This window comes from Rhodospirillaceae bacterium, from assembly GCA_040219235.1.
Taxonomy (GTDB): domain Bacteria; phylum Pseudomonadota; class Alphaproteobacteria; order Rhodospirillales; family Rhodospirillaceae; genus WLXB01.
Window position 1 is genome coordinate 1312462 of sequence record JAVJSV010000011.1, and the last position, 20641, is coordinate 1333102.

Here is a 20641-nt window from a genome sequence, read left to right on the forward strand (position 1 = left end):
TAAATCAAGAACCGCCAGAGAGGGCGGTTGCCAAAGCTGAGACATTAGATGTTTTAGAGTCTGAGACCGCATTGGGTTCATCTTCTAAAGGTACATCATCCAAAGTTCTGTAAAATGTATAAGAGAGTGTGATCGTTTTTACGTCGCTGGCAAGTTCGTCTTCCAGAATTGCCGGGTCAACGAAAAATGTCACAGGCATGTCTACCGTTTGCCCGGGCTCTAAAGTTTGCTCAATAAAGCAGAAGCACTCAATCTTGGTGAAATACTGAGCTGCTTTAATAGGAGTGACATTAAATGTCGAAATGCCATGCACAGGCGTCGCGGCCAAATTTGTGGCCTGATAGGCCATCAGGTGCTCTTCACCTATTTTGATCGTCACAGACCGCTCTAGCGGTTTGAAAGACCACGGTAGGCTAGCATCGACATTGGCGTCAAAGCGCACGGTGATTTCTTCGGTAGATACTGTTTCCGGTGCTACAGCTGCCACCTGAGGTGTGCCACCAAGTCCAGTGACCTGACAGATCAGGGTGTAAAGTGGCACAAAGGCATAAGACATACCAACCATTCCAGCTACCACAGCGAATGCCGTGATAGCTGTCCGGCGGTTGCGCCGATTTAGATCAGGTTGAGGTGACACCTTGTGTTCTGCCTATTCAGCAGGTTGAGCGGCTGGGCGGTTTGCCCCACCGGTGAAGTCAGGTTGGTCCTCAAAGGTGTGGAACGGTGCTGGTGAAGCAACTGTCCATTCCAATGTTGTCGCACCTTCACCCCAAGGATTTGCAACGGACTTACGACCGGCAAACATGACGTAGAGGGTCATCAACAAGAAGAACACGGTGCTTATCATTGTGGCGTATGCGCCCCATGTGGACACCATGTTCCACTCTGCGAAGATGTCCGGATAGTCGATATAGCGGCGTGGCATACCAGCAAGACCCAAGAAGTGCTGTGGGAAGAACAGTACGTTCACGCCAATAAATGTCGTCCAGAAGTGCAATTGCCCCGCCCATTCCGGATAAACACGGCCCGTCATCTTGTCGAACCAGTAGTAGAATCCGGCAAAGATGGCGAAGATCGCACCGAGTGACAGCACGTAATGGAAGTGTGCTACGACGTAGTAAGTATCGTGCATAGCAATATCCATGCCCGCATTGGCGAGTACCACACCGGTGACACCCCCAACGGTAAACAGGAAGATAAATCCGATAGCCCACATCATTGGCGTTTTAAACTGGATTGATCCGCCCCACATGGTGGCAATCCAGCTGAAGATTTTAATGCCGGTTGGCACAGCAATCGCCATGGTCACCGCGACAAAGTAAGCACGATAATTCACGCCCATGCCGACGGTATACATATGGTGCGCCCATACAACAAAGCCGACGACCCCAATGGAGGCCATGGCGTAGGCCATCCCAAGGTAGCCGAAGACTGGCTTTTTCGAGAATGTCGATACGATATGGCTGACGATACCAAAAGCGGGCAAAATCATGATGTACACTTCTGGATGACCAAAAAACCAGAACAGATGTTGCCACAGAAGAGGGTCGCCACCGCCACGGGGGTCAAAGAAAGCTGTTCCAAAGTTGCGGTCTGCCAGCAGCATGGTCAGAGCACCAGCAAGAACAGGCATGGCGAGCAATAGCAGAACGGCTGTAATGAGTGTGGCCCAAACGAACAACGGCATCTTATGCATGGTCATGCCAGGCGCACGCATATTCACAATTGTTGTTATGAAGTTGGTCGCGCCTAAGATCGAAGAGGCACCAGCGACGTGGAGCGCTAGAATAGCAAAGTCCACAGACATGTCCGGTTGGCCTGCAAGGCCCGACAACGGCGGATAAAGAGTCCACCCTGTGCCTGCGCCTTGTCCCAACACCATGGAGAGCACCAGTAAGATCAATGCCGGAGGCATTAACCAGAATGAGATATTGTTCATGCGCGGGAATGCCATGTCTGGCGCCCCAATCATCATGGGAACGAACCAGTTGCCGAAGCCGCCGATAAGAGCTGGCATCACAACGAAGAACACCATCAAAAGGGCATGCGCTGTAACGGCAACATTATAGAACTGCTTAGGATCAGAACTCAGTTCGTTGAAAATCTGTACGCCGGGCTCTCCCAGTTCTAAGCGGATGAGGAAGGATAGCGCCCCCCCAACTAAAGCGGCCACAATCGAGAACACAAGATACATCGTGCCGATGTCTTTGTGGTTCGTCGAATACAGCCAGCGGGTGATGCCCGGAGGCGCATGGTTGTGATGATCGTCGTGGGTTTGAGTCGCCGTTGTGGACATTCTGATCACTCCTGAGTGAGGGCGGCGAAGCGGTTCGCATCGTCTGGGGTGTTGGTATTAGACGCCAGTTGTTGTGCTCTCCACGCTTCGAATTCTTCTGGAGAAACAGCATGAACCACAATTGGCATGAAGGCGTGATCAATACCGCAAAGTTCTGAGCATTGGCCGTAATACTTGCCCGGAACGGTGATATGCGTCCAGGTCTCGTTGATACGGCCAGGCACGGCATCAAGCTTTACGCCAAAGGCTGGAATGGTCCAGGCATGGATCACGTCTGTCGCGGTGAACAGGATACGAATATCTGTGTCTGTCGGCAGAATGAGAGGGGTATCAACTTCCAGTAGGCGATGCTGGCCAGCGGCAACATCTATTTCTTCGTCGGGCAGCGGAAGAGAATCAAAAACGATTTCGTCGTCTGGAAACTCATATGTCCAGTACCACTGGTTGCCAATCACCTTGACGGTGACCTCGGGGTCTTCAACTCGGTCCATGAAGTAAAGGAGCCGATAAGAAGGGACGGCAATAACGACAAGGATAATGACGGGAATAGCAGTCCAGACAATTTCTAACAGTGTGTTGTGAGAGTTCTTGGAAGGAATTGGATTAGACTTGGAGTTGTAGCGAATGGCACACCAGATCAGGAGCCCCAGAACAAAAACCGAGATCAATGTGGTGATCCACAACAAGAACGTGTGAAAGTCATACATCATTTCAGCGACAGGGGACGCTGGCGTTTGCAGGTTCAACTGCCATGGAACTGGAAAACTTGGTGTTGGCATGTCTTGCGCCCAGGCTGAGGACGCGCCAATCAATAACAAAAACAAACCTGTAAGAAACGCCGAAATGCGGGTCACTCTTATTTCTCCCTAACGCTTTTGAACCGACCACCGTTTAAGGGGCCAGAGGCTTGGTTTCAACCGATTTTTCGGAAGGGTTACTGGTTTAGAGATCCCTACCCCATCTAATCGCATCACCATGGACCGTTAACGTACCAATATGATGAAAGAAACATTAGTAGATACAGCCCATAAGGTAAAGAAAACCTTGTGAAATTAAAGGCTTGAGAATGTCTCGCAGTTTCTACAGTGCAGCCCTTCTGATGATGGGGTGTTGCACCATAAAGTCATGACAGTTTGCAACGCTTATGGTACTCAGCGCGCGCCATTCACAACGATTTGCGCAACGAGTCGAGCAACTAGGACAGCTCACAGCCAATCTAATTTGGAGATCGTCATGACTGATTCACCACCAGATAAAAAGAAGCTTGTCGTGTTTGGGCTATGTGTCGCCGGCTTGTCACTTTTTATGTACGTCAGCTTTATCGCCAAGGTTGCCTTTGATGGCCCTTAGGCTGATATCTCGATAGACGCTTTGAAGTTTATTAAAACAGCCAATGTGAAGGGTTCAAAGAATGACAACGGCCGCCGTCTTACCGCACATCAATGCAACCCTTAACGGCATATCAACCATATTGCTCTTGATCGGCTTTGTGCTGATTAAAATGGGCCATAAGGATGCTCATCGGAAAGCGATGATTTCTGCTATCGTTGTCTCGGCAGTATTTCTCGTGTCGTATCTTACTTATCATTTCACAGCCCCTATATTTGTCTTTCCTGGCACGGGGTGGGCGGTCCCTGCCTATTACGCGCTACTCATCTCTCACGTCATTTTGGCAACGGTAGTGACCCCAATGGTTGTTGTGACGGCCTGGTGGGCCTTGCACGGTCAGTTTGACAAGCATAAGAGACTTGCCCGCTGGACTTGGCCTGTTTGGATATTCGTTACAACATCGGGAATAGCAGTGTACGCTATTCTATACCACGTTTACCCTGCACCTATGTGAGCGCCGAGGCATTACCCCAGATGGACTTTCACCTTCCACCGCGTCCTGAACACGGGATCGAGACCCCAGAGTCTCCCTTAGACGGCCACTTCGCTGGCCGGCTTTCTCAAGATATGCTCTGGGAGCTTAGAGGTTGGGTTGTCTTGCCAGTAGCGGCGCTGGCTATTGCTGGCTTAATGGCCATTTTAGTAGCTTTGCTCCGGGTGCCCGGCGCTGAGGCTGTTTTGCCATGGACCACACAAACATTTTTTGAAAAAGGACTAATTGCGCACGTTACGTTCGCTTTTGTGATCTGGTACATGGGTATTCAAGGTGCGTTGACTGTTCTTGCGTCGGCGTCGGTCGGGACGGTGAGCAGTGGGGCTTCCATTGTGGGAAAAGCCGGACTGGCTGCCGCAGGGCTTAGCTTTGTTCTTATACTTGCGCCAGTGCTGCTGAATTTGGGCGAGCCGTCCACCAACAATTATGTGCCAGTTCTGATTCATCCGGTCTTTTTTGCCGGTCTTGCGCTGTTGGCTCTGGGGCTTACGTTGCCGATCTTAAGGCTGCTGACTCAGGTTGCGGGGCAGCGATCTTGCGAGCCTGTGGTGTTTGCAATAGCGGCGTCCGGCGTCATTTTTCTCATCGCGCTGGTCTGTCTGGCAGCAGCCTGGGTGACAATGCCCGATGGCATGCTTGCGACTGATGCGGCAGAGCGGGCCTTTTGGGGGATGGGGCATGTAACCCAGTTCGCAAATACGCTTCTCCTGATGGCGGGCTTTTATTTATTGAGCCGAATGTCACTCGGTGAAACCCCAGTCTCTGATCGTCTCTTCAAATTCATGGCCGCGCTTATGGTTACAGGTGCTGCAATAGGGCCACTGTTTTATGTGAGTTTTCCCGCTGATGACGCCTTGCAGGTCAATGCATTTACGGACCTTTATTGGTATGTTTTGCCGGTGCCTTCAAGTGTTGTGTTGTTGGGAGTGGTTTTCTTGTTTTTAAGGCGGGCTAGATCCATCAAAGAACAGACGCCCGAGATCATTGGCCTCTGGGTGGCACTTATTTTGTTTGGTTTTGGCGGTGTAATCGGATTCTTCGAGAGTTCTGTAGATACGCGCACTCCGGCGCATTATCACGCGATGCTGATTGGTGTGACACTGGTCTTTATGTGTCTTTACTTCGCTCTTTTCATACCGTTGTTGAATCGACCTGTGCCCCAACGCAAATGGCGGATTGCATCATATGTATTGCTGGGGACAGGGCAATTTTTCCACTCCTTGGGCCTGTTCTCGGCTGGCTTGGACGGTGTGGCCAGAAAAGTCGCTGGCGGCGAACAAGGTTTAGATAGCGCCACGAAGCTATCTTCTATGGCCTTGATGGGGCTGGGGGGATTGATTGCAGTCATCGGTGGCGTGATTTTCGTTGTATTGGCCATACGCTGTCTGACCAAAAAACACAGACTCGACGACGTGAATGTGTCAGAACAAGCAACCGATCCGGCATGAAACTCTGCTGATCTAGTGAAAATCAAGATTTCGGAACCGTAAAATGACATTCGCGCGCTACATTGAGTTATTGAAGCTGCGTATCGGAGTGCTTCTCGCGATCACCGCAATGGCGGGATACTTTGCTGTTGCTGAGACCGTTCAGTGGGGTCCGTTAATTGCAATGGTCGTGGCGATGATGCTGTGTTCGTCGGGCTCTTCTGTCTTCAATCATTTTTATGACCGCGATATCGACCAAAAGATGGACCGCACCCGTAATCGCCCACTGGCCTCTGGTGCAATGGGAGATCCTACACTTGCCCTATGGCTTGCAGGTGGCTTGCTTATTGCGGGCTGTGCCTTGGCCCTAGTCGCGTTGAACTGGATTGTCGCAGTCCATTTAGCTCTGGGCGCTTTTGTGTACATGGTTGTCTACACTGTGTGGCTTAAACGCCGGCACTGGATGAACATTGTCATCGGCGGTGCGGCTGGAAGTTTTCCAGTTCTGGCTGGTGCTGCTGCGGCTGATCCTAGCGCCTTCACTTTGCCGATGCTGATGGCGATTACTTTGTTTTTGTGGACACCTTCTCACTTTTGGGCGTTGGCGATGATGATCAAAGATGATTATGCAAAGGCAGGCGTGCCGATGCTGCCGGTGCTTGTCGGCGATGCGAAATGTGCAAAGTATATGATGGTCAACACCGTCTTTCTCGTTGTTTCGGCAGCGTTGCCAGTCGCGTTCGGCGAGCTCGGGCTAATATATCTCGCAATCAGCACCGTCTTGGGGCTTCGGTTCCTCTGGCTAAATTGGAAACTCGTTCTGGAACCAACCAAGGCCTTGGCGCGGAAGACATTCTTCTTTTCGATGCTTTATTTGGTTGTGGTGTTTGTGGCGATCGTTTTGGATCGTAACGTGTCTTTCTAAGATCAAAATTCGTTCAGCCGCCGAATACCACCGCTGGAATACACGCTTTTGTCTACTTAATTTGAGATAGCGTAAACACGATCTAATTATTCCCAAATTATGCAAGGAGATACCCAATGCGCGTTCTTACGGCTACAGCCCTTACCTTAGCGCTTAGCGCCACGGCTCCGGCAGCGGCGCTAGAAACCATCTGTGATGGGCATGAGGACAATTTGAATACCTACCTTGAGATGACCGATATTCTTTTTAATCAACGCCAAGGTGAACGCGCCAGCGAATACTATGCGGACGAATTTATCAGTCATAATAGTGATGCAGGTGGCTTAGGCACGGCTGTGCGTACACCTGATCATATGACCCGTATTTGGGAACATTCAAAAAAGAACTCTCCGGATCGTCAGTTGATCAATGAGCTTATCGTGTGCGCGGGGGATGTTGTTGTTGCACGCGTCACAATGAAGGGCACACGCGTCACCGGTGAGATGGAAGGCAACCCGCCAAATGGACGCCGCTATGAAACGACCGCCACGGATACGTACCGTTTCAAGGATGGCAAAGTTGTCGAGCGGTGGGGCAACAACGACAGTATTGCGATGATCCGCCAGCTTGGACTCAAAGTTGATTTGTCCATGACGCCATTGCCTGAAGAAGATTGATTAATAAAACGGTCGCTAAAAGCCAGCACCGGGTTGAGAGAGATAAACGTCCTCTTCCGCGGTGTTGGTTCGGCCAAGCAAGGCATTGCGATGTGGAAAACGCCCAAACCGGGCAATCACATCGTAGTGCTTTTTGGCCCAATAATACGGGCTATTTTTACCGGTCCCTTGCGGCATTTCTGCGGTTAATTCTAAGCAGCGTTTTTGCATTTCTATGTCTTCGGCGTGTTCGAAGGGCAGGTAGACAAAAAACTTTTCTTCTTTGGAAAGTGTTTTGTCTTTTCCGCTCTCAACCATATTTACAGCAATCTCGAGCGCCATCGGGTCTGTCGCAAAGGCACGCGCGGACTCTCTAAACATGTTACGCGGAAACTGATCGAGTAATATTATCAGAGCAAGGTCGCCGTCGGACGTTTCTGTCCATGAGCCATAGCTGCCAACTCTTGCGTTCTTGTAGTCTGCCATGAATTGGTTGGTGATTTGTTGGTCAAAATCTTTGTTCTTTTGGAACCATACCGCGCGGTTTCTGCTATGTTCTGCGGAGCCAGGAGCACCAAACCAGAAATCTAAAATTGCACGGATACGTTTGTTCTCGGTTGTGCTTGTCACGGCGGTATCCTGGGATTGGAGATGATTTATGATATAAGTCTTTATGAATTGGTGCAGGACAAAATATCTTCACCCTTTTTGCTGCAGGATGGAACTATCGCGTTCTGACTTTCGTTTGGTTATATGTAAAAACTGCTTTTATTTATTTAAGGACTGGATCACAGATTCGTCAGATAGGCATCCATTGACGTCTTCCAGACGTAGATGAACTAACTTAGGCAAACAGCCACTGAGGATTGTGATCCGATGACGCTGATGACCAACAAGAAGCCGCCGACCCGCATGTGGGCCATATTGTTATGGGTGACCCTGATTTTGGGCATGATATGGCTCGCGAGCCCACGCACTGCGTCTTCGCAATCCATAGATGACGCCACTGAAAAGGAAGTCCTGCCGGAGAACCCCGTTCTGGTTGAAATGACTCAGCCCGCAGGACGGTCTGGAACCGATCCTTTTGAACTTTATCCGAATGGCCTTGAATTTGATGTTTACCGGAAGGGTAACCGCGTCGGCACCCATGAAGTGACCTTTGAGAAAGACGCTGGCTCTTTAAAGGTGACCAGTAAATTCAAGTTGCGAGTGAAGGTCTTGTTTGTCACGGCATATAAATTTGATTTTGAATCTACAGGTCTTTGGCGCGACGGCATCTTGCAGTCTTTGGTTGCAGAAACGAATGATAATGGAAAAGAGTCTTCGGTTGATGCCTATCTTTCTGAGGATGGAAAATTTTATGCGACGGGCCGTAAAGGACCATTTGTGACGAACAATTGGGTTTATCCGACAACCCACTGGAACGTTGGAGCGGTAGAGTCCGACGTGGTTCTTAATACCCTAAATGGCCAACTTGCTAAGGTTGAGGTTCTTCGTAAAGGCATCGAACTTGTTGAAACGAAGGAGGGTGGTTCAGTCGACGCCGAACGCTTTGAGTATACGGGAGAGTTACGCGATACCATTGTTTGGTATGATAGTGATGGGCGCTGGGTGCGCATGAAGTTTACGACAAAGCAAGGTGAAACGCTTGATTACGTTTGCCGCGAGTGCGGCTTCCCAGGTGTGTCCGAACAAATCTCGGATGCTAGTCCGTTAGAAGAAAAGCAATGAGTAAAGTCTTATGGATTACAGGGGCCGGTAAGGGCATCGGCAGATCGGTCGCGCTTGAGTACGCCTCCCACGGTTGGGTTGTAGCAATCAGCGCACGAACGCAGAGCGACTTAGATGAAGTTGTGAAGCAGGCTGAGGAAGATAAGGCATCAGGGAAGGTTTATGCGTATGCGCTGGATGTCACTGACCATGATGCCGTGAAGCAGGTGTTTAAAACGATTGAGGCTGACCTTGGGCCAGTGACTCAAGTGATATTCAATGCTGGCACTCATTCGCCAACGTCTCCTTCCGCGTTTTCAGTTGTACCGTTTCGCACATTGATAGAAGTAAATTACATGGGCGCTGTGAACGGTCTGGACGCTGTTTTATCGACATTGATTGATCGGAAATCTGGCCACATCGCTATTGTAGCTTCTGTTGCAGGATATGGCGGTCTTCCGAATGCGTCGGCTTATGGGGCGACTAAAGCAGCGCTCATCAACATGTGTGAGTCTCTGAAGACGCAATTGGATGCATTAGGCGTAACCCTGTCCGTCATTAATCCTGGGTTTGTAAGAACGCCATTGACTGACAAAAATGATTTTCCAATGCCCTTCTTGATGGAACCTGAGGCTGCGGCAAAGGCGATATATGATGGCATGGCGCGCAAAAAATTTGAAATCGCCTTCCCTACACCCTTCGTTATAATTCTGAAGTTTTTACAGCTACTGCCCTATGGGCTTTACTTTGCTTTGGTCAAAAAAATGACTAAGGTATGAAGAAGCATTCATTATGATAGACGAACCCGCTTCTAGGCCGTTTTCTGCTGACGCGTATGTCGCGTTTTATGAAAATCTAACGCCTGAGACTTTGCAAGATCTTGCAAAAGTTGCTCATGAAGATATCAGATTTAAAGACCCATTTAACGATGTTATCGGTATAAAATCTTATAGAATCGTATTGGCAGATATGTTTCGTGCGACGCCAGATATCAGTTTTGAGGTTTTACACAGGGCATATGATCAAGACGTTTGCTTCTTGCGGTGGAATTGTCAGGCGACCGTCAAAGTCTTGGGCAAATCCCCCTGGAAAGTACAGGGGATGTCTGAGCTCAGATTCGCATCAGATGGCAGGGTTATTGCCCATCTTGATTATTGGGACGCATCATCCCAGTTTTACAATCGACTACCCGTTGTTGGCTGGTTAATTCGGCTCATTCGGCGGCGCGTTGCTGCACATTAGCGTTGAAAGACTCTTTTTTTTCGTCAGTACGAGAAAACGAAATTGTAACAACGCCTAATTCAAATCCCCACTTTGAGATTGATGCGCGGTTCAATAACACGCCACCGGGCTGCAAATACATCCAGTCATCAAATGTGACGCGCCATAATCTTTCACCAACCTTAAGGTCCATGTCATAGGTCCAATTTAGGGTGTTCCCGAAAGTCTTACCGCGGGCTTCGCCAATAATATCTCCGGCAGTTCCTGTGTAGGTGTTGTCGTCAATCTTTTTGATCGTCCAAACACGGCGGTCGAGTTCGCCATCGGCGTACTCGAATTCCTCATCTAATGTCAGCGTTGAACCGTCCCAAGTTCCGGTAATATCTACCACAAACTGCCGACGCAGGTTGCCAAAGCGATCATGGAACATACCCCATGCTTTGGTTTTGCCCTCAAAATAATCCTCAAGGACAAGGCGCGGCTCTTTTCCTTCGAATAGTTCAGGTTCCATTGATCCACTACACCCTGCTAGTCCGAGTATTAAAAAGCCGCAGAGAAGGAAGGTTCTCAACATGTCTGCCTCCTATGCAGGCCGCCCAATGCGCTTATCTAAGCGCCGTCTGATCATTTCTTGCCGCTCCCGCGTGATCGGGAATGTCCAGATTGCCGCGATTGCTACACATTTAAGTACGACAGGAACCCAGGAGTAGATCACAGATAGTGTCCACAATGCGGATGCTGAGTTGTCCCCGTCAGCAGAGAAACCAAATGCGTCCAGAATCGGGAACGTGATACCCACGGCCAACGCTAACGCCATTTTTGTCGACATACTCCACAAAGCAAAAAACAAGCCGGCCCGGGACGTTCCGCTTCTCAATTGATCAAAATCTATGACATCAGCTTGCAAAGCTGGGGGGAGGGCTAAATCGGCACCTAACCCCAGTCCCGTAAAGATGCAAACGATTGTAAACAAGGCAATGTCGCCGGGTGCCAGAAACGGAACCCATAAAAACGCGGCGCAGGTCAAAACCATCGCCCAGCACCAAGCTTGGTGTTTACCAACCTGTTTGCTTAACCAAAGCCAGAGTGGGATAGAAATGACGGCACTCAAAAAATAAGCCAATATCAGCAGACTGCGCTGTCCACTGTCCGCGCCAAGAGCATGTTCAAGGTACAGTAGAAAGAGTGCGGCTGGAATGCCGTTAGCCATGCCATTTATGAACCAAGCCGCGATTAATCTCATAAAGGGTTTGTTGCCAGCGATCACGCGGGCCGCACTTTGTACGGCGCTAAAGGAAAACCGTTCGCGAAAGCGGTTTTGTGTTCTCTGTGGCCGCTCAGGCACACCCCAGAGTAATATCGCAATAGCAGGCCCGCCTATCGCAATCGCCAGCCAAGAAATTGCGGACAACCCATCTGCCTCGCTCCATCCCATATTTGTTGTAATCGCCGGAATGGCCCCTGCGGCTAAAATCCCAACCAGGGTTACGCCTTCCCGTGCGCCAGTAATGCGAGATCGTTGGTGGTAATCATTACTCAGTTCTGCGCCCCATGCAGTGTAAGGAACAGAGATCAATGTCCACCCCAGATAGAGGAGTACAGCCCAGATCAATAGATACGCTGTGGTGACGTCTTCAGGTGGTTGAAAGAGTTTGATGAGCGCAAAACCGGCGATCAGGCCACCAACCAGTATCCAAGGTTTTCGATTACCCCAACGTGTTGTGTATCTGTCGCTGAGAATGCCAATGAGTGGATCAGAGACAACATCAACAAGCCTTGCGCTCAGCAGCACCAAACCGGCAACCGCCAACCCCAAACTCTCTGCGTACAAGGCTGGCAAATACACAAAGGCGGGGATAGTTGGCATGGCCAACGCGAATGCAGGTGCGCTGTATGCTGCAAGACGCCGTAACGAGACTGGGGGGGCAGATGCCATCATCCATCTTTCAAAGGTTACGGCAGGCGTAGCTTTAAGTGCGAACGACCTTAAACTGCCCGACGTCTATAGACTTCGCTCTGAATCCACCCTCGCAATAGGCAAGATACATTTCCCACATCCGGCGAAAACGATCATCAAATCCCATGGGCTCTATAGATGACCAGGCTGCGAGAAACCGTTGCCGCCATTCCTTGAGTGTCACGGCGTAGCTGTCACCAAATGTTGTGGAATCAGCAAGATTTAGTTTTGCGCGATGGATTTCATCAGTCAGAGCCTTGACTGAGGGGAGCATGCCGCCAGGAAAAATATAGCGCTGTATGAAGTCTGCTCCACTGCGATACCTTTGATAGAAGGCGTCATCAATCGTGATAATTTGTAGCGCAGCCTCTCCACCATGTGTCAGGCGATTACGAATCATGCCAAAATAATTTGGCCAGTTTGCTTCGCCCACCGCTTCAAACATTTCAATGGAAGCGATGCGGTCAAATTGTCCGTCAACGTCACGGTAATCTTGTAAGCGCAGATCAACCTTATCAGCTAAACCTGCGCGTTGCATGCGTTCGCTGGCAAACTTAAGTTGTTCTTGAGACAGGGTCAGCCCAGTAATTCTGCATCCATATTCCTTAGCTGCAAATTCTGCAAACCCGCCCCAGCCAAAGCCAACTTCAAGCACATTATGATCAGGTTGCAGGTTTAGCATTTCACCAATGCGCCGATATTTTTCTGTCTGCGCTTGATCAAGCGGCTGATCGTCCGTGATGTAGTAGGCCGATGAGTAAGTCATCGTCGGGTCAAGCCACTGCTGGTAGAAATCGTTTCCTAAATCGTAGTGAGCTGCGATGTTTCTTTTTGCGCCACGCTTCGTGTTTGGACGCCGCATATGGGCGACACGATTGAAAACACGATGCCAAAATCCTTGAAGGTCATTTGTCTTGGCGGACGGGCGGTTAATAACAGCGATCTCAACCACCTTTGAAGGGTCTGGACTGTCCCAGTCGCCATCCAGGTAAGACTCAACAAAGCCCATATCCCCTTGCGTCAGAAGCCGTCGAACAGCCCGCCAACGATTGATGACCATAACGGTTTCTGGAGCGCCACCTGGGCCGAGGCGGTGCTGTGACCCATCTGGCAGCGTTAAATCCATGGTGCCAATTGTGATCTTGCTTAAAACCTCGATGACTTTACCAACGAGAGCGTGTCCGCTGTCTTTAAAGATGGAGTGTTCGTTATTGGGATTGGCCATACATTCCTCGGTCAACCGTTTCTATGAGATGCAAATGTTACTGGATGTTCTGGTGGTTTTGGGCGACGGACAAGGGGGACACCTTTGCGCCAAAGTTTAAATGCTTCCCAGTGAATGCCACCGATAACTTTAAGTGTCATTAAGGGATAACTGCAAAAGGCTTTTACCATAGCCCAACGTGTTAGTGGTTTGCGTACCCCTGCAAACGACGCAAACAGGAGTGTGCCGTTATCGTCGGTTTCGTGAATGGCGACTGAAACATCGTCAGAAGGAGGGCGAATGCGAAAATTATAAATCATATCCATGTCGATAAACGGTGAAACATAGAAACATTTTTTAACTGAATGGCGGACCAGGCCATCATCACTCCGCGCATCGAAAAGGTAACAGTGGCGTTGGCCGAATGTGTTAGAAACCTCGTGAAGAACTGCGACGAGCTTACCATCGGGTGCGTAACAGAAATAATTTGAAAGTGGATTAAAAGCGTATCCCAACATGCGCGGATAGCAAAGAAGTCTGATTGGTCCGCCATCAATTGAGATGCCTGACTGGGTAAGGGTTTTCTCGACCCACGGACGAAGAGGCTGGCCTGTTCCAGGTCCGTGGTCACGATCGTAAAAACTTAATAATGAAAGCCGGTTATAACCAAATCCTGTGACTTCTTTATCTATACTCTGGAGTTCATCCAGGTCCAGAAGGGTTGCGAAGACGCTGTAGGTAAGGCGATGTTTTTTGGGTCGCGTTCTGCGGTGCATCACCGTGCCAGTGTACAGCGATGACTCAAATGCCGTCATGTGCGTTAGGCCGCCTGAGATTGGATAGATAGTGCATCGTCGACTTCAGCTAAGCACAGTCGACCGGATTCATTTTCGACTATCCAGGGTCGTTTTACGCCGCCTAAAGCCTCAGCGACGGCAAGTCCAGACTGCAGTCCATCTTCATGGAAACCGTACCCAAAGTAGGCACCGCAATACCACGTTCTATGTTTGCCCTGTAGTTTCCATAACTGTTTTTGGGCTTCCAGTGCTTTCTGATCAAATATTGGATGCTCATAATCGAACGACTGAATGATCTTTGCAGGGTCCGGTTTTATGTGTGGATTAAGAGTAACAAACACGGGGTATTGAACATCTACGTTCTGAAGTAGATTCATCCAATAGGTTAGGCAGACCAGTTGATCATCTGAGCCGGAGCCAGAAGAAATATAATTCCAACTTGCCCAGGCGCGCTTCCGACGGGGCATGAGCGCATGGTCGGTGTGGAGTACGGCATGGTTTGCCTCATACCGAATGCCACCCAAAAGGCTCGTTTCTTCATGTGATGCATCTTTGAGCATCGCTAAAGTTTGATTTGAATGTGACGCCACAACGACGTGATCAAATTTATGGCTTTGACCATCTTCAGTTGTAATGGTGACGTAATCTTGTGAGCGGCGTATCTCTTTTACTTTCGTATTTACTAAAATTTTCTCTGCATATTCCGCAGTGATTTTTTTCACGTAGGCTTTACTACCACCGGATACGGTTTTCCATTGTGGGCGTTTGTTATGTTGGGTTTCTAGCAAGCCGTGATTAGAGAAAAACCGCACAAAAGCTGTGAGAGGATACCCACGGATCTCTTCAAAACTTGCAGACCATATTGACGCTGCCATAGGGTAGATATGATCCCGCAAAAAAGCATTTCCGTAGCCAGAAGACTTCAAATATTCGCCCAAAGTAACGTTTGCGTTCTGTGGGAGTAGTGCAGCAGCTTTACATTCTCGATAGAAACGCAGGATGTCTATAAGCATTGTCCAGAAACGGGGCCGCATGAAGTTTCTTTTCTGGGCCAGCAGACCTTTCAATCCGGCACCTGAGTATTCGAATCCACCATCACTTATGGATGCTGAAAATGACATAACGCTGTTTTCGGTTGGCACGTCCAAATGTTTAAAAAGTGCTGTCAAATTTGGATAAGTCGACTCGTTGTAAACGATGAATCCAGTATCAACAGGAACAGTTTTCCCTCCCTGAGGGCCATTGAGCAAAGCATCGACGGTGTTGCAATGTCCGCCAATTCTGGAGTCTTGTTCAAACACGGTAATATCGTGGCGCTTGTTCAGAAGCCATGCAGCTGACAGTCCAGATACTCCTGTGCCAACGACGGCGATCTTTAATTTGGCTTCATTGCGCATTGAAAAAGGCCCCATATTGCTTTGCACAACGTGCTGTGCAGTGCACTCTCTTAACTGTAAATGCTTGGAATCCCGAGAGTTTATTCTTATCTAATTTGATCAATGGGTGAACCCTGGGATTATTGCATGAATGTGCAATTGAAAAAGTATAATACGAAAATGCAAAGTATTACTGATTTTAAAACTATACGGTTAAAATACGGAATCGGTTCACCTCATTAACTGTTACTCTCCAATGAGTGATCTATATCCACTCAATCTGCGTAAGGAATTTATATTGCAGTAAGAGGGAGTTTTTTGTGTTTGGTGTTCAAGAACGGTATGACGTTCCAAGTTCACCCGCAGTCGTAATTAAGGGGCCGCCGGGCAATCGGCGAGGAAGACGCGCAGTGACTGGCAATAAATCGGGGGCAACTGCTCTACCTGATACAGTGGTCATGACTGGGCTCTTGGTCGCAGTGGCTGAAAAGCGTGATAAAGACGCTTTTGCAAAGTTATTTGCTCATTATGCCCCAAGAATTAAATCCTATTTAATGCGCCAAGGTGCGAACCAGGCGTCTGCTGATGAACTTAGTCAGGAAGCGATGCTATCGGTCTGGAGGAAGGCTGACAGATTTGATGCGAACAAAGCTTCAGCCGGGACGTGGATTTTTACAGTTGCTCGTAATCTGAGAATTGATGCGCTGCGTAAAGAGAGAAGACCTAACTTTGACCCTGAAGACCCGGCTTTTGTTCCTGAGGCGGAAGTGGCACCAGATCATGCCTTAGAGATAGGGCAAACGCAGGTCAGGATTAAAGCGGCCGTTGCAACCTTACCACCTGAACAAGCTGAGGTGATTCGTTTGTCTTTTTATCAGGACAAACCCCACGGTGAAATTGCCGAAGAACTCGGTCTGCCATTGGGCACGGTGAAATCGAGATTGAGATTGGCTATGCGCCGTGTACGCACGGCGTTAGGAGAGAAAGAATGAATGCGAGTCATCATCCAAGTGACGATCTGTTGTGGTCGTATGCATCTGGGTCATTAGACGAACCCTCTTCGATACTGATTGCTACGCATTTGGCATTGTGCCCGGCATGCCGAGGCGTGGTTGCGAAAGCGGAGAGCCTCAGTGGTGAATTGTTTGAAGACATTCAGCCTCTAGATGTCGGCGCGAGCGCCTTAAACTCTGTATTGGCGCGTCTTGACGACGAGGATGATGAGAAGTTTGAGTCTGTTCCTCAGATATCAGATGCCCAACACGATGCATTAGGCTTGCCTCGACCACTGAAGGACTATTTGCCGAATGAGCTTGGCAATTTGTCATGGCGTTGGCTGGGGCCAGGCGTGCATTATAGTGCAATTGAGACTCAGGCTCGCGGCCCTAAGGTCGGTTTGTTGCGCATTGCGCCTGGAACCAAAGTGCCCATGCACGGCCATAGCGGGAACGAAATGACTATGGTGCTTACTGGTGGATATACCGATGCGACGGGAAGTTTTCAGCGCGGTGATGTTGAGGCTGCAGATGATGGGCTAGTTCACCAACCGGTTGCGGATAAAGGTGAAGAGTGCATTTGTTTGGTTGTGACAGAAGGTGAGTTACAGCCGACCGGCATGATAGCCAAAGTCTTGCAGCCATTCTTCCGCATTTAGAATAATATTTTTAGCGCAATGAAATAGAGCCCCTAGACACTCTTGTCTGGGGGCTTTTTTTATTGCTTTTCGACTGCTACCGCTAATTCATAACCAATACCTCTGACCGAGCGAATGAGAGAAACGTCTCCAGTGAGTTTCTCAAGTTTACGCCTCACTTTGGTCACTAAGACATCTATGCTGCGGTCGAGCGGGTTCCACTCGCGATGATAAATGGCCTGCATCAGGTCTGCCCGACTCATCGCCACATAAGGGTTTTGTACCAATACGCTTAGCAGTTTGATTTCCCCAGTTGTTAAATCAACCAACTCCCCATTCGGTCCATTTAATTTGCGACGTTCACCATCTAAGGCGCACCCTGCGAATTGAAATATTCCAACGGGGACATCTGTAAATTTTGTGCTGTGTGTAGCGGAGGACTCAATTGCTGCATTGGTTTCTAGACGTCTCAGTAAACTTCTGATGCGTGCCAGAAGTTCACGTGGTTGGTAGGGCTTCGTGACGTAATCGTCGGCCCCGATTTCCAATCCAACGACGCGATCAACAAGCTCGGTTTTAGTTGTAAGAATGATGATGCCCAGGTCAAAAGAGTCTCGAAGATATCGCGTTAGTTCAAATCCATCTTCACCCGGCAAGCGTAGATCCATCAGCACAACTGAAGGAATTGCGCTGTTTAGGCAGGATCGCATTTCATCTCCATTCCCAGCCGTCTGGACATTAAACCCCTCATCAGTCAGAAAACTTTGCAAAGCTTCCCGCGCAAGCCGATCGTCCTCGACGATGAGAATGCCGTCGCGAGAGCCAGAGCTGGATTCGATTTCTGACATTTGTAGGGGCCGTTAACCTGTGGTTTGATTGCTGCGTAAGATAATTCTCTCCAGATATTGGCACTTAGTCCAGTGAGCATTTCTGTTTAGAGTTGATTTCACTCACTGGGGCATGTCTGTGAGGTTGAAAAATCCTTGCGAGATGGCCTGAATGAAGTTGAGAACACTGCGGTGAAAATCATTAAAGGTATAATGGTTGTAGACGATGATCCTGTCATTCGGGACATCGTCAGATCATGTCTCCTTGCGGTGAATCCGAAAACAAGAATTCAAGGTTATGGATCTGCTGCAGATGCCATAGAGGATCTTTCGTTTTTCTCACCAGATATTATTCTTTTAGATTTGATGATGCCGGTCATGGATGGCTACGAGGCATTGCCCCTGTTCCGCGTCGGCATAAACGGTGCAACTAAAATCATAATTACAACAGCAGCTGAGTTGTCGGAGACGAAAAAAGAGAGGCTTATCAGATCTGGAGCGGATGGATTTCTAAGTAAGCCATTTAATCCGACAACACTAACCCATGAACTTGACCAGTGTTTTGGAGGAAAACCTGAAATTCAATTTGTGGCGCAGCCGGCCAGCTACGGCGCGGAGTTGCAACGTGCTTTTGCTGCGCGTCTTTCTCAAATTGAGAACCTCGTATCATCTTATATTTTTGAAATCTCTGATTCGAAGGTTGTGCGCGATAGTGAAACAGCGTCTCTAAGAGAAGGACTTCATCAGCTGGCAGGATCTGCGGGCTTGTTTGGTATGGAGCATATCGGCCACAGAGCGAGTGATGCAGAAGCCGCGTTAGTCGCTTTCAAGGAGAATCCGGCTTCACAAGAAAACCGGCAACTCTTTCTGAATGCTCTTAATGACCTTCAGTCCTTGCTTAGTTCTACACGCTTATAAGGCAGGCGTGAGGTAGTCGAGTGCTTCAAGAATCATGAATAGAGGAATAGGCCAGACGAAGGCCAGATAGGCTTGTCCAAGATAAAAGAGCGGGCGCGGACCCGGTCTCTCGGTTTCTGGGAGTTTGCGATCCCGCATTATTTTCTTAATCATGATGCCGAGGATGATCAAATAACCGAGACTGAACAGCGCAGCCGTAATCATCCAACCGTTATCTATGAGAAAGCTGAGAACAGGCTCAAGAGGGGGCATGATCAGTTCATAAAAGGTATGGTGCCGGAAACAGGATTCGAACCCGTGACCCCCTGATTACAAATCAGGTGCTCTACCAACTGAGCTATTCCGGCAAACTAACCGCACGGCATTATAGCCTTGAGGCGCGGGCACATTATTGCCCAAGGCAGAAAAGGGCAAGGACAAGCTTGTGTATTTTTTACTGGGACCAACATTTTGTCCAAGCCTTTTCCGGTGTCATTTAACTCGGCGTCGCCGCAGCCATTCATACATTGATATGGCAGCCGCATTGGAGACGTTGAGGCTTTCCATTCGGCCAGACATGGGCAATCTCGCCATATAGTCACATGAGGTTGCTACGCCAGGACGTAAGCCTTCGCCTTCAGCGCCTAAAACAAGAACGCAGCGCGTCGGCAGTTCCATTTGATCAATTTCTTCTGAGCCGGAGGCATCCAGGCCTACAACCCAAAAGCCAAGATCCTGGCATTCTTTAAGAGACCGACCCAGATTAGTGACCCTGACAATGGGTACGTGCTCAACAGCGCCAGACGCCGATTTGGCCAACACCCCTGTTTCTTCTGGGGCGTTATGCTTGGTTGTGAGTACGGCCCGTGCCCCAAATGCGCTGGCGGACCGCAAGATTGCCCCCACATTATGGGGATCCGTCACATGATCTAGAGCGATGATGAGGGCAGGTTCGGTTTCTTCTAGTCCGGAGAGCGAATCTTGGATGTCTAAATCTGGCAGTGGATGAGTCTTCAGTGCGAGTCCCTGGTGTACTTTGTCAGCGCCTATAAGCTCATCAATAGCGCTGCGGTCTGCTGGTTCGATGACGCGCAATTGGTCTTGGCTAAGGCCCTTTTCCGCCAGCCTCTGCGCGGCCTCAGGAGTCGCTAAGAGCCTTTCAATTCTGCGCTGTGAATTGCTTAATGCCTCTTGAACCGCATGTATTCCATAGAGCCAGTGCCCTGACGCAGCTTTGGCTGGAGCGCGCTTGCCTGAGACATGTGCGTTTTGCGTTTTTTGAGCCGAACCGCGTTTGCTCGACTTACTGATTTTCTGGTGTTTTTTTCGTATCATTCCGTTCGCTTCGGACACTTCGCGCTCCAGGTCAAGGTTTTAAAGTTGACAACAACTGACAAACTTCATAGGTGGATGCCCCGCAACTGAGGCGCACCTTAGTGTTGGGAGGGGTGGCCGAGTGGTTAAAGGCACCAGACTGTAAATCTGGCCGCATAGCGTACGTAGGTTCGAATCCTACCCCCTCCACCATTCTTCTGAGGTCATGTGTCAAAGTTGCTAATACTCTGCGGGTGTAGCTCAACGGTAGAGCCCTAGCCTTCCAAGCTAGTTATGTCGGTTCGATTCCGTCCACCCGCTCCAATTACCGCCCTGAAGAACACGTTGTTCCGGGGTCAGTCAGGGCAGACCGTCGGGTGCCCAAACGAGGTGAAAGAAAGCCATGTCGAAGCAGAAGTTTGAGCGTACGAAGCCGCACTGTAACATTGGAACGATTGGTCACGTTGACCATGGTAAGACGACGTTGACAGCAGCGATTACGAAGGTGTTGGCGGAAGCTGGAGGGGCGACGTTTACGGC

At 49.4% G+C, this 20641-nt stretch carries 23 protein-coding genes and 3 tRNA genes; 13 read left to right on the plus strand and 13 right to left on the minus strand.

Features of this window, described 5'->3' with window-relative positions:
- Positions 1 to 4: 4 nt before the first annotated feature.
- The 3 genes from RIC29_10090 to coxB are packed head-to-tail and all read right to left on the minus strand — an operon-like array spanning position 5 to position 3150.
- Positions 5 to 637 carry a cytochrome c oxidase assembly protein gene (locus tag RIC29_10090; protein ID MEQ8735264.1) on the minus strand — a complete coding sequence of 211 codons (633 nt, stop codon included), beginning with the start codon at positions 635 to 637 and terminating at the stop codon, positions 5 to 7.
- 12 nt (positions 638 to 649) lie between these two features.
- Positions 650 to 2296, minus strand: coding sequence for a cytochrome c oxidase subunit I (gene ctaD / locus RIC29_10095; GenBank protein ID MEQ8735265.1), 1647 nt, complete (start codon positions 2294 to 2296; stop codon positions 650 to 652).
- A 5-nt stretch (positions 2297 to 2301) separates the two neighbouring features.
- Positions 2302 to 3150, minus strand: a complete 849-nt coding sequence (gene coxB, locus RIC29_10100; GenBank protein MEQ8735266.1) for a cytochrome c oxidase subunit II — start codon at positions 3148 to 3150, stop codon at positions 2302 to 2304.
- 557 nt (positions 3151 to 3707) lie between these two features.
- Between coxB and RIC29_10105 the strand changes: the two genes are divergently transcribed.
- From RIC29_10105 to RIC29_10120, 4 genes are all read left to right on the plus strand, one after another.
- Positions 3708 to 4139 carry a DUF420 domain-containing protein gene (locus RIC29_10105; protein ID MEQ8735267.1) on the plus strand — a complete coding sequence of 144 codons (432 nt, stop codon included), beginning with the start codon at positions 3708 to 3710 and terminating at the stop codon, positions 4137 to 4139.
- A 20-nt stretch (positions 4140 to 4159) separates the two neighbouring features.
- Entirely contained in the window at positions 4160 to 5626 is a 1467-nt protein-coding gene (locus RIC29_10110; GenBank protein MEQ8735268.1) for a cbb3-type cytochrome c oxidase subunit I, read from the plus strand.
- 43 nt (positions 5627 to 5669) lie between these two features.
- Positions 5670 to 6530, plus strand: a complete 861-nt coding sequence (gene cyoE / locus RIC29_10115; protein MEQ8735269.1) for a heme o synthase — start codon at positions 5670 to 5672, stop codon at positions 6528 to 6530.
- 116 nt (positions 6531 to 6646) lie between these two features.
- Positions 6647 to 7186 (plus strand): ester cyclase, encoded by a 540-nt coding sequence (locus RIC29_10120; protein ID MEQ8735270.1) that lies wholly within the window; start codon positions 6647 to 6649, stop codon positions 7184 to 7186.
- A gap of 15 nt (positions 7187 to 7201) precedes the next feature.
- Here the strand turns inward: RIC29_10120 and RIC29_10125 are convergent, their stop codons facing one another.
- Positions 7202 to 7795, minus strand: coding sequence for a DUF924 family protein (locus RIC29_10125; GenBank protein MEQ8735271.1), 594 nt, complete (start codon positions 7793 to 7795; stop codon positions 7202 to 7204).
- 246 nt (positions 7796 to 8041) lie between these two features.
- Here RIC29_10125 and RIC29_10130 point away from each other — a divergent pair, with 246 nt between their 5' ends.
- From RIC29_10130 to RIC29_10140, 3 genes are read left to right on the plus strand one after another with little or no spacing between them, the layout of a single operon-like run.
- Positions 8042 to 8896 (plus strand): DUF6134 family protein, encoded by an 855-nt coding sequence (locus tag RIC29_10130; protein MEQ8735272.1) that lies wholly within the window; start codon positions 8042 to 8044, stop codon positions 8894 to 8896.
- Positions 8893 to 9654: an SDR family NAD(P)-dependent oxidoreductase gene (locus RIC29_10135; protein ID MEQ8735273.1), complete on the plus strand. Its 762-nt coding sequence runs from the start codon at positions 8893 to 8895 to the stop codon at positions 9652 to 9654. Before RIC29_10130 ends, RIC29_10135 begins: the two co-directional genes overlap by 4 nt.
- 13 nt (positions 9655 to 9667) lie before the next feature.
- Positions 9668 to 10117 (plus strand): nuclear transport factor 2 family protein, encoded by a 450-nt coding sequence (locus RIC29_10140; GenBank protein MEQ8735274.1) that lies wholly within the window; start codon positions 9668 to 9670, stop codon positions 10115 to 10117.
- Here RIC29_10140 and RIC29_10145 read toward each other — a convergent pair.
- The 5 genes from RIC29_10145 to RIC29_10165 are packed head-to-tail and all read right to left on the minus strand — an operon-like array spanning position 10089 to position 15451.
- Positions 10089 to 10670: a DUF3833 domain-containing protein gene (locus RIC29_10145; GenBank protein ID MEQ8735275.1), complete on the minus strand. Its 582-nt coding sequence runs from the start codon at positions 10668 to 10670 to the stop codon at positions 10089 to 10091. The two genes, RIC29_10140 and RIC29_10145, sit on opposite strands and share 29 nt — an antisense overlap.
- A gap of 9 nt (positions 10671 to 10679) precedes the next feature.
- A complete protein-coding gene (locus RIC29_10150; protein ID MEQ8735276.1) occupies positions 10680 to 12032 on the minus strand; it encodes an MFS transporter in 1353 nt (450 codons plus the stop codon).
- Positions 12033 to 12066: 34 nt separating this feature from the next.
- Positions 12067 to 13278 (minus strand): cyclopropane-fatty-acyl-phospholipid synthase family protein, encoded by a 1212-nt coding sequence (locus RIC29_10155; protein MEQ8735277.1) that lies wholly within the window; start codon positions 13276 to 13278, stop codon positions 12067 to 12069.
- An 11-nt stretch (positions 13279 to 13289) separates the two neighbouring features.
- On the minus strand, positions 13290 to 14072 hold the full coding sequence (locus tag RIC29_10160; GenBank protein ID MEQ8735278.1) for a DUF1365 domain-containing protein: 783 nt from the start codon (positions 14070 to 14072) through the stop codon (positions 13290 to 13292).
- A gap of 5 nt (positions 14073 to 14077) precedes the next feature.
- Positions 14078 to 15451: an NAD(P)/FAD-dependent oxidoreductase gene (locus RIC29_10165; protein MEQ8735279.1), complete on the minus strand. Its 1374-nt coding sequence runs from the start codon at positions 15449 to 15451 to the stop codon at positions 14078 to 14080.
- Positions 15452 to 15909: 458 nt separating this feature from the next.
- Between RIC29_10165 and RIC29_10170 the strand changes: the two genes are divergently transcribed.
- On the plus strand, positions 15910 to 16422 hold the full coding sequence (locus RIC29_10170) for a sigma-70 family RNA polymerase sigma factor (GenBank protein MEQ8735280.1): 513 nt from the start codon (positions 15910 to 15912) through the stop codon (positions 16420 to 16422).
- Entirely contained in the window at positions 16419 to 17084 is a 666-nt protein-coding gene (locus tag RIC29_10175) for a ChrR family anti-sigma-E factor (protein MEQ8735281.1), read from the plus strand. Before RIC29_10170 ends, RIC29_10175 begins: the two co-directional genes overlap by 4 nt.
- 59 nt (positions 17085 to 17143) lie before the next feature.
- On the opposite strand, the gene RIC29_10180 is transcribed toward RIC29_10175, so the two are convergent.
- Positions 17144 to 17911 (minus strand): response regulator transcription factor, encoded by a 768-nt coding sequence (locus tag RIC29_10180; GenBank protein ID MEQ8735282.1) that lies wholly within the window; start codon positions 17909 to 17911, stop codon positions 17144 to 17146.
- A gap of 135 nt (positions 17912 to 18046) precedes the next feature.
- On the opposite strand from RIC29_10180, the gene RIC29_10185 reads away from it, so the two are divergent.
- The gene (locus RIC29_10185) at positions 18047 to 18808 is read left to right on the plus strand and encodes a response regulator (GenBank protein MEQ8735283.1); all 762 of its coding nucleotides are present in this window, start codon (positions 18047 to 18049) and stop codon (positions 18806 to 18808) included.
- On the opposite strand, the gene RIC29_10190 is transcribed toward RIC29_10185, so the two are convergent.
- From RIC29_10190 to rlmB, 3 genes are all read right to left on the minus strand, one after another.
- On the minus strand, positions 18803 to 19060 hold the full coding sequence (locus RIC29_10190) for a hypothetical protein (GenBank protein MEQ8735284.1): 258 nt from the start codon (positions 19058 to 19060) through the stop codon (positions 18803 to 18805). The genes RIC29_10185 and RIC29_10190 overlap by 6 nt on opposite strands.
- A 19-nt stretch (positions 19061 to 19079) precedes the next feature.
- A tRNA-Thr gene (locus RIC29_10195) sits at positions 19080 to 19155 on the minus strand.
- 124 nt (positions 19156 to 19279) lie between these two features.
- Positions 19280 to 20122 (minus strand): 23S rRNA (guanosine(2251)-2'-O)-methyltransferase RlmB, encoded by an 843-nt coding sequence (rlmB, locus tag RIC29_10200; protein ID MEQ8735285.1) that lies wholly within the window; start codon positions 20120 to 20122, stop codon positions 19280 to 19282.
- Between the two features lie 107 nt (positions 20123 to 20229).
- Here rlmB and RIC29_10205 point away from each other — a divergent pair.
- From RIC29_10205 to RIC29_10215, 3 genes are all read left to right on the plus strand, one after another.
- Positions 20230 to 20314 (plus strand) — tRNA-Tyr (locus tag RIC29_10205).
- A 37-nt stretch (positions 20315 to 20351) separates the two neighbouring features.
- A tRNA-Gly gene (locus tag RIC29_10210) sits at positions 20352 to 20425 on the plus strand.
- Positions 20426 to 20504: 79 nt separating this feature from the next.
- On the plus strand, positions 20505 to 20641 hold a 137-nt coding region (locus RIC29_10215; protein MEQ8735286.1), incomplete at its 3' end, for a GTP-binding protein.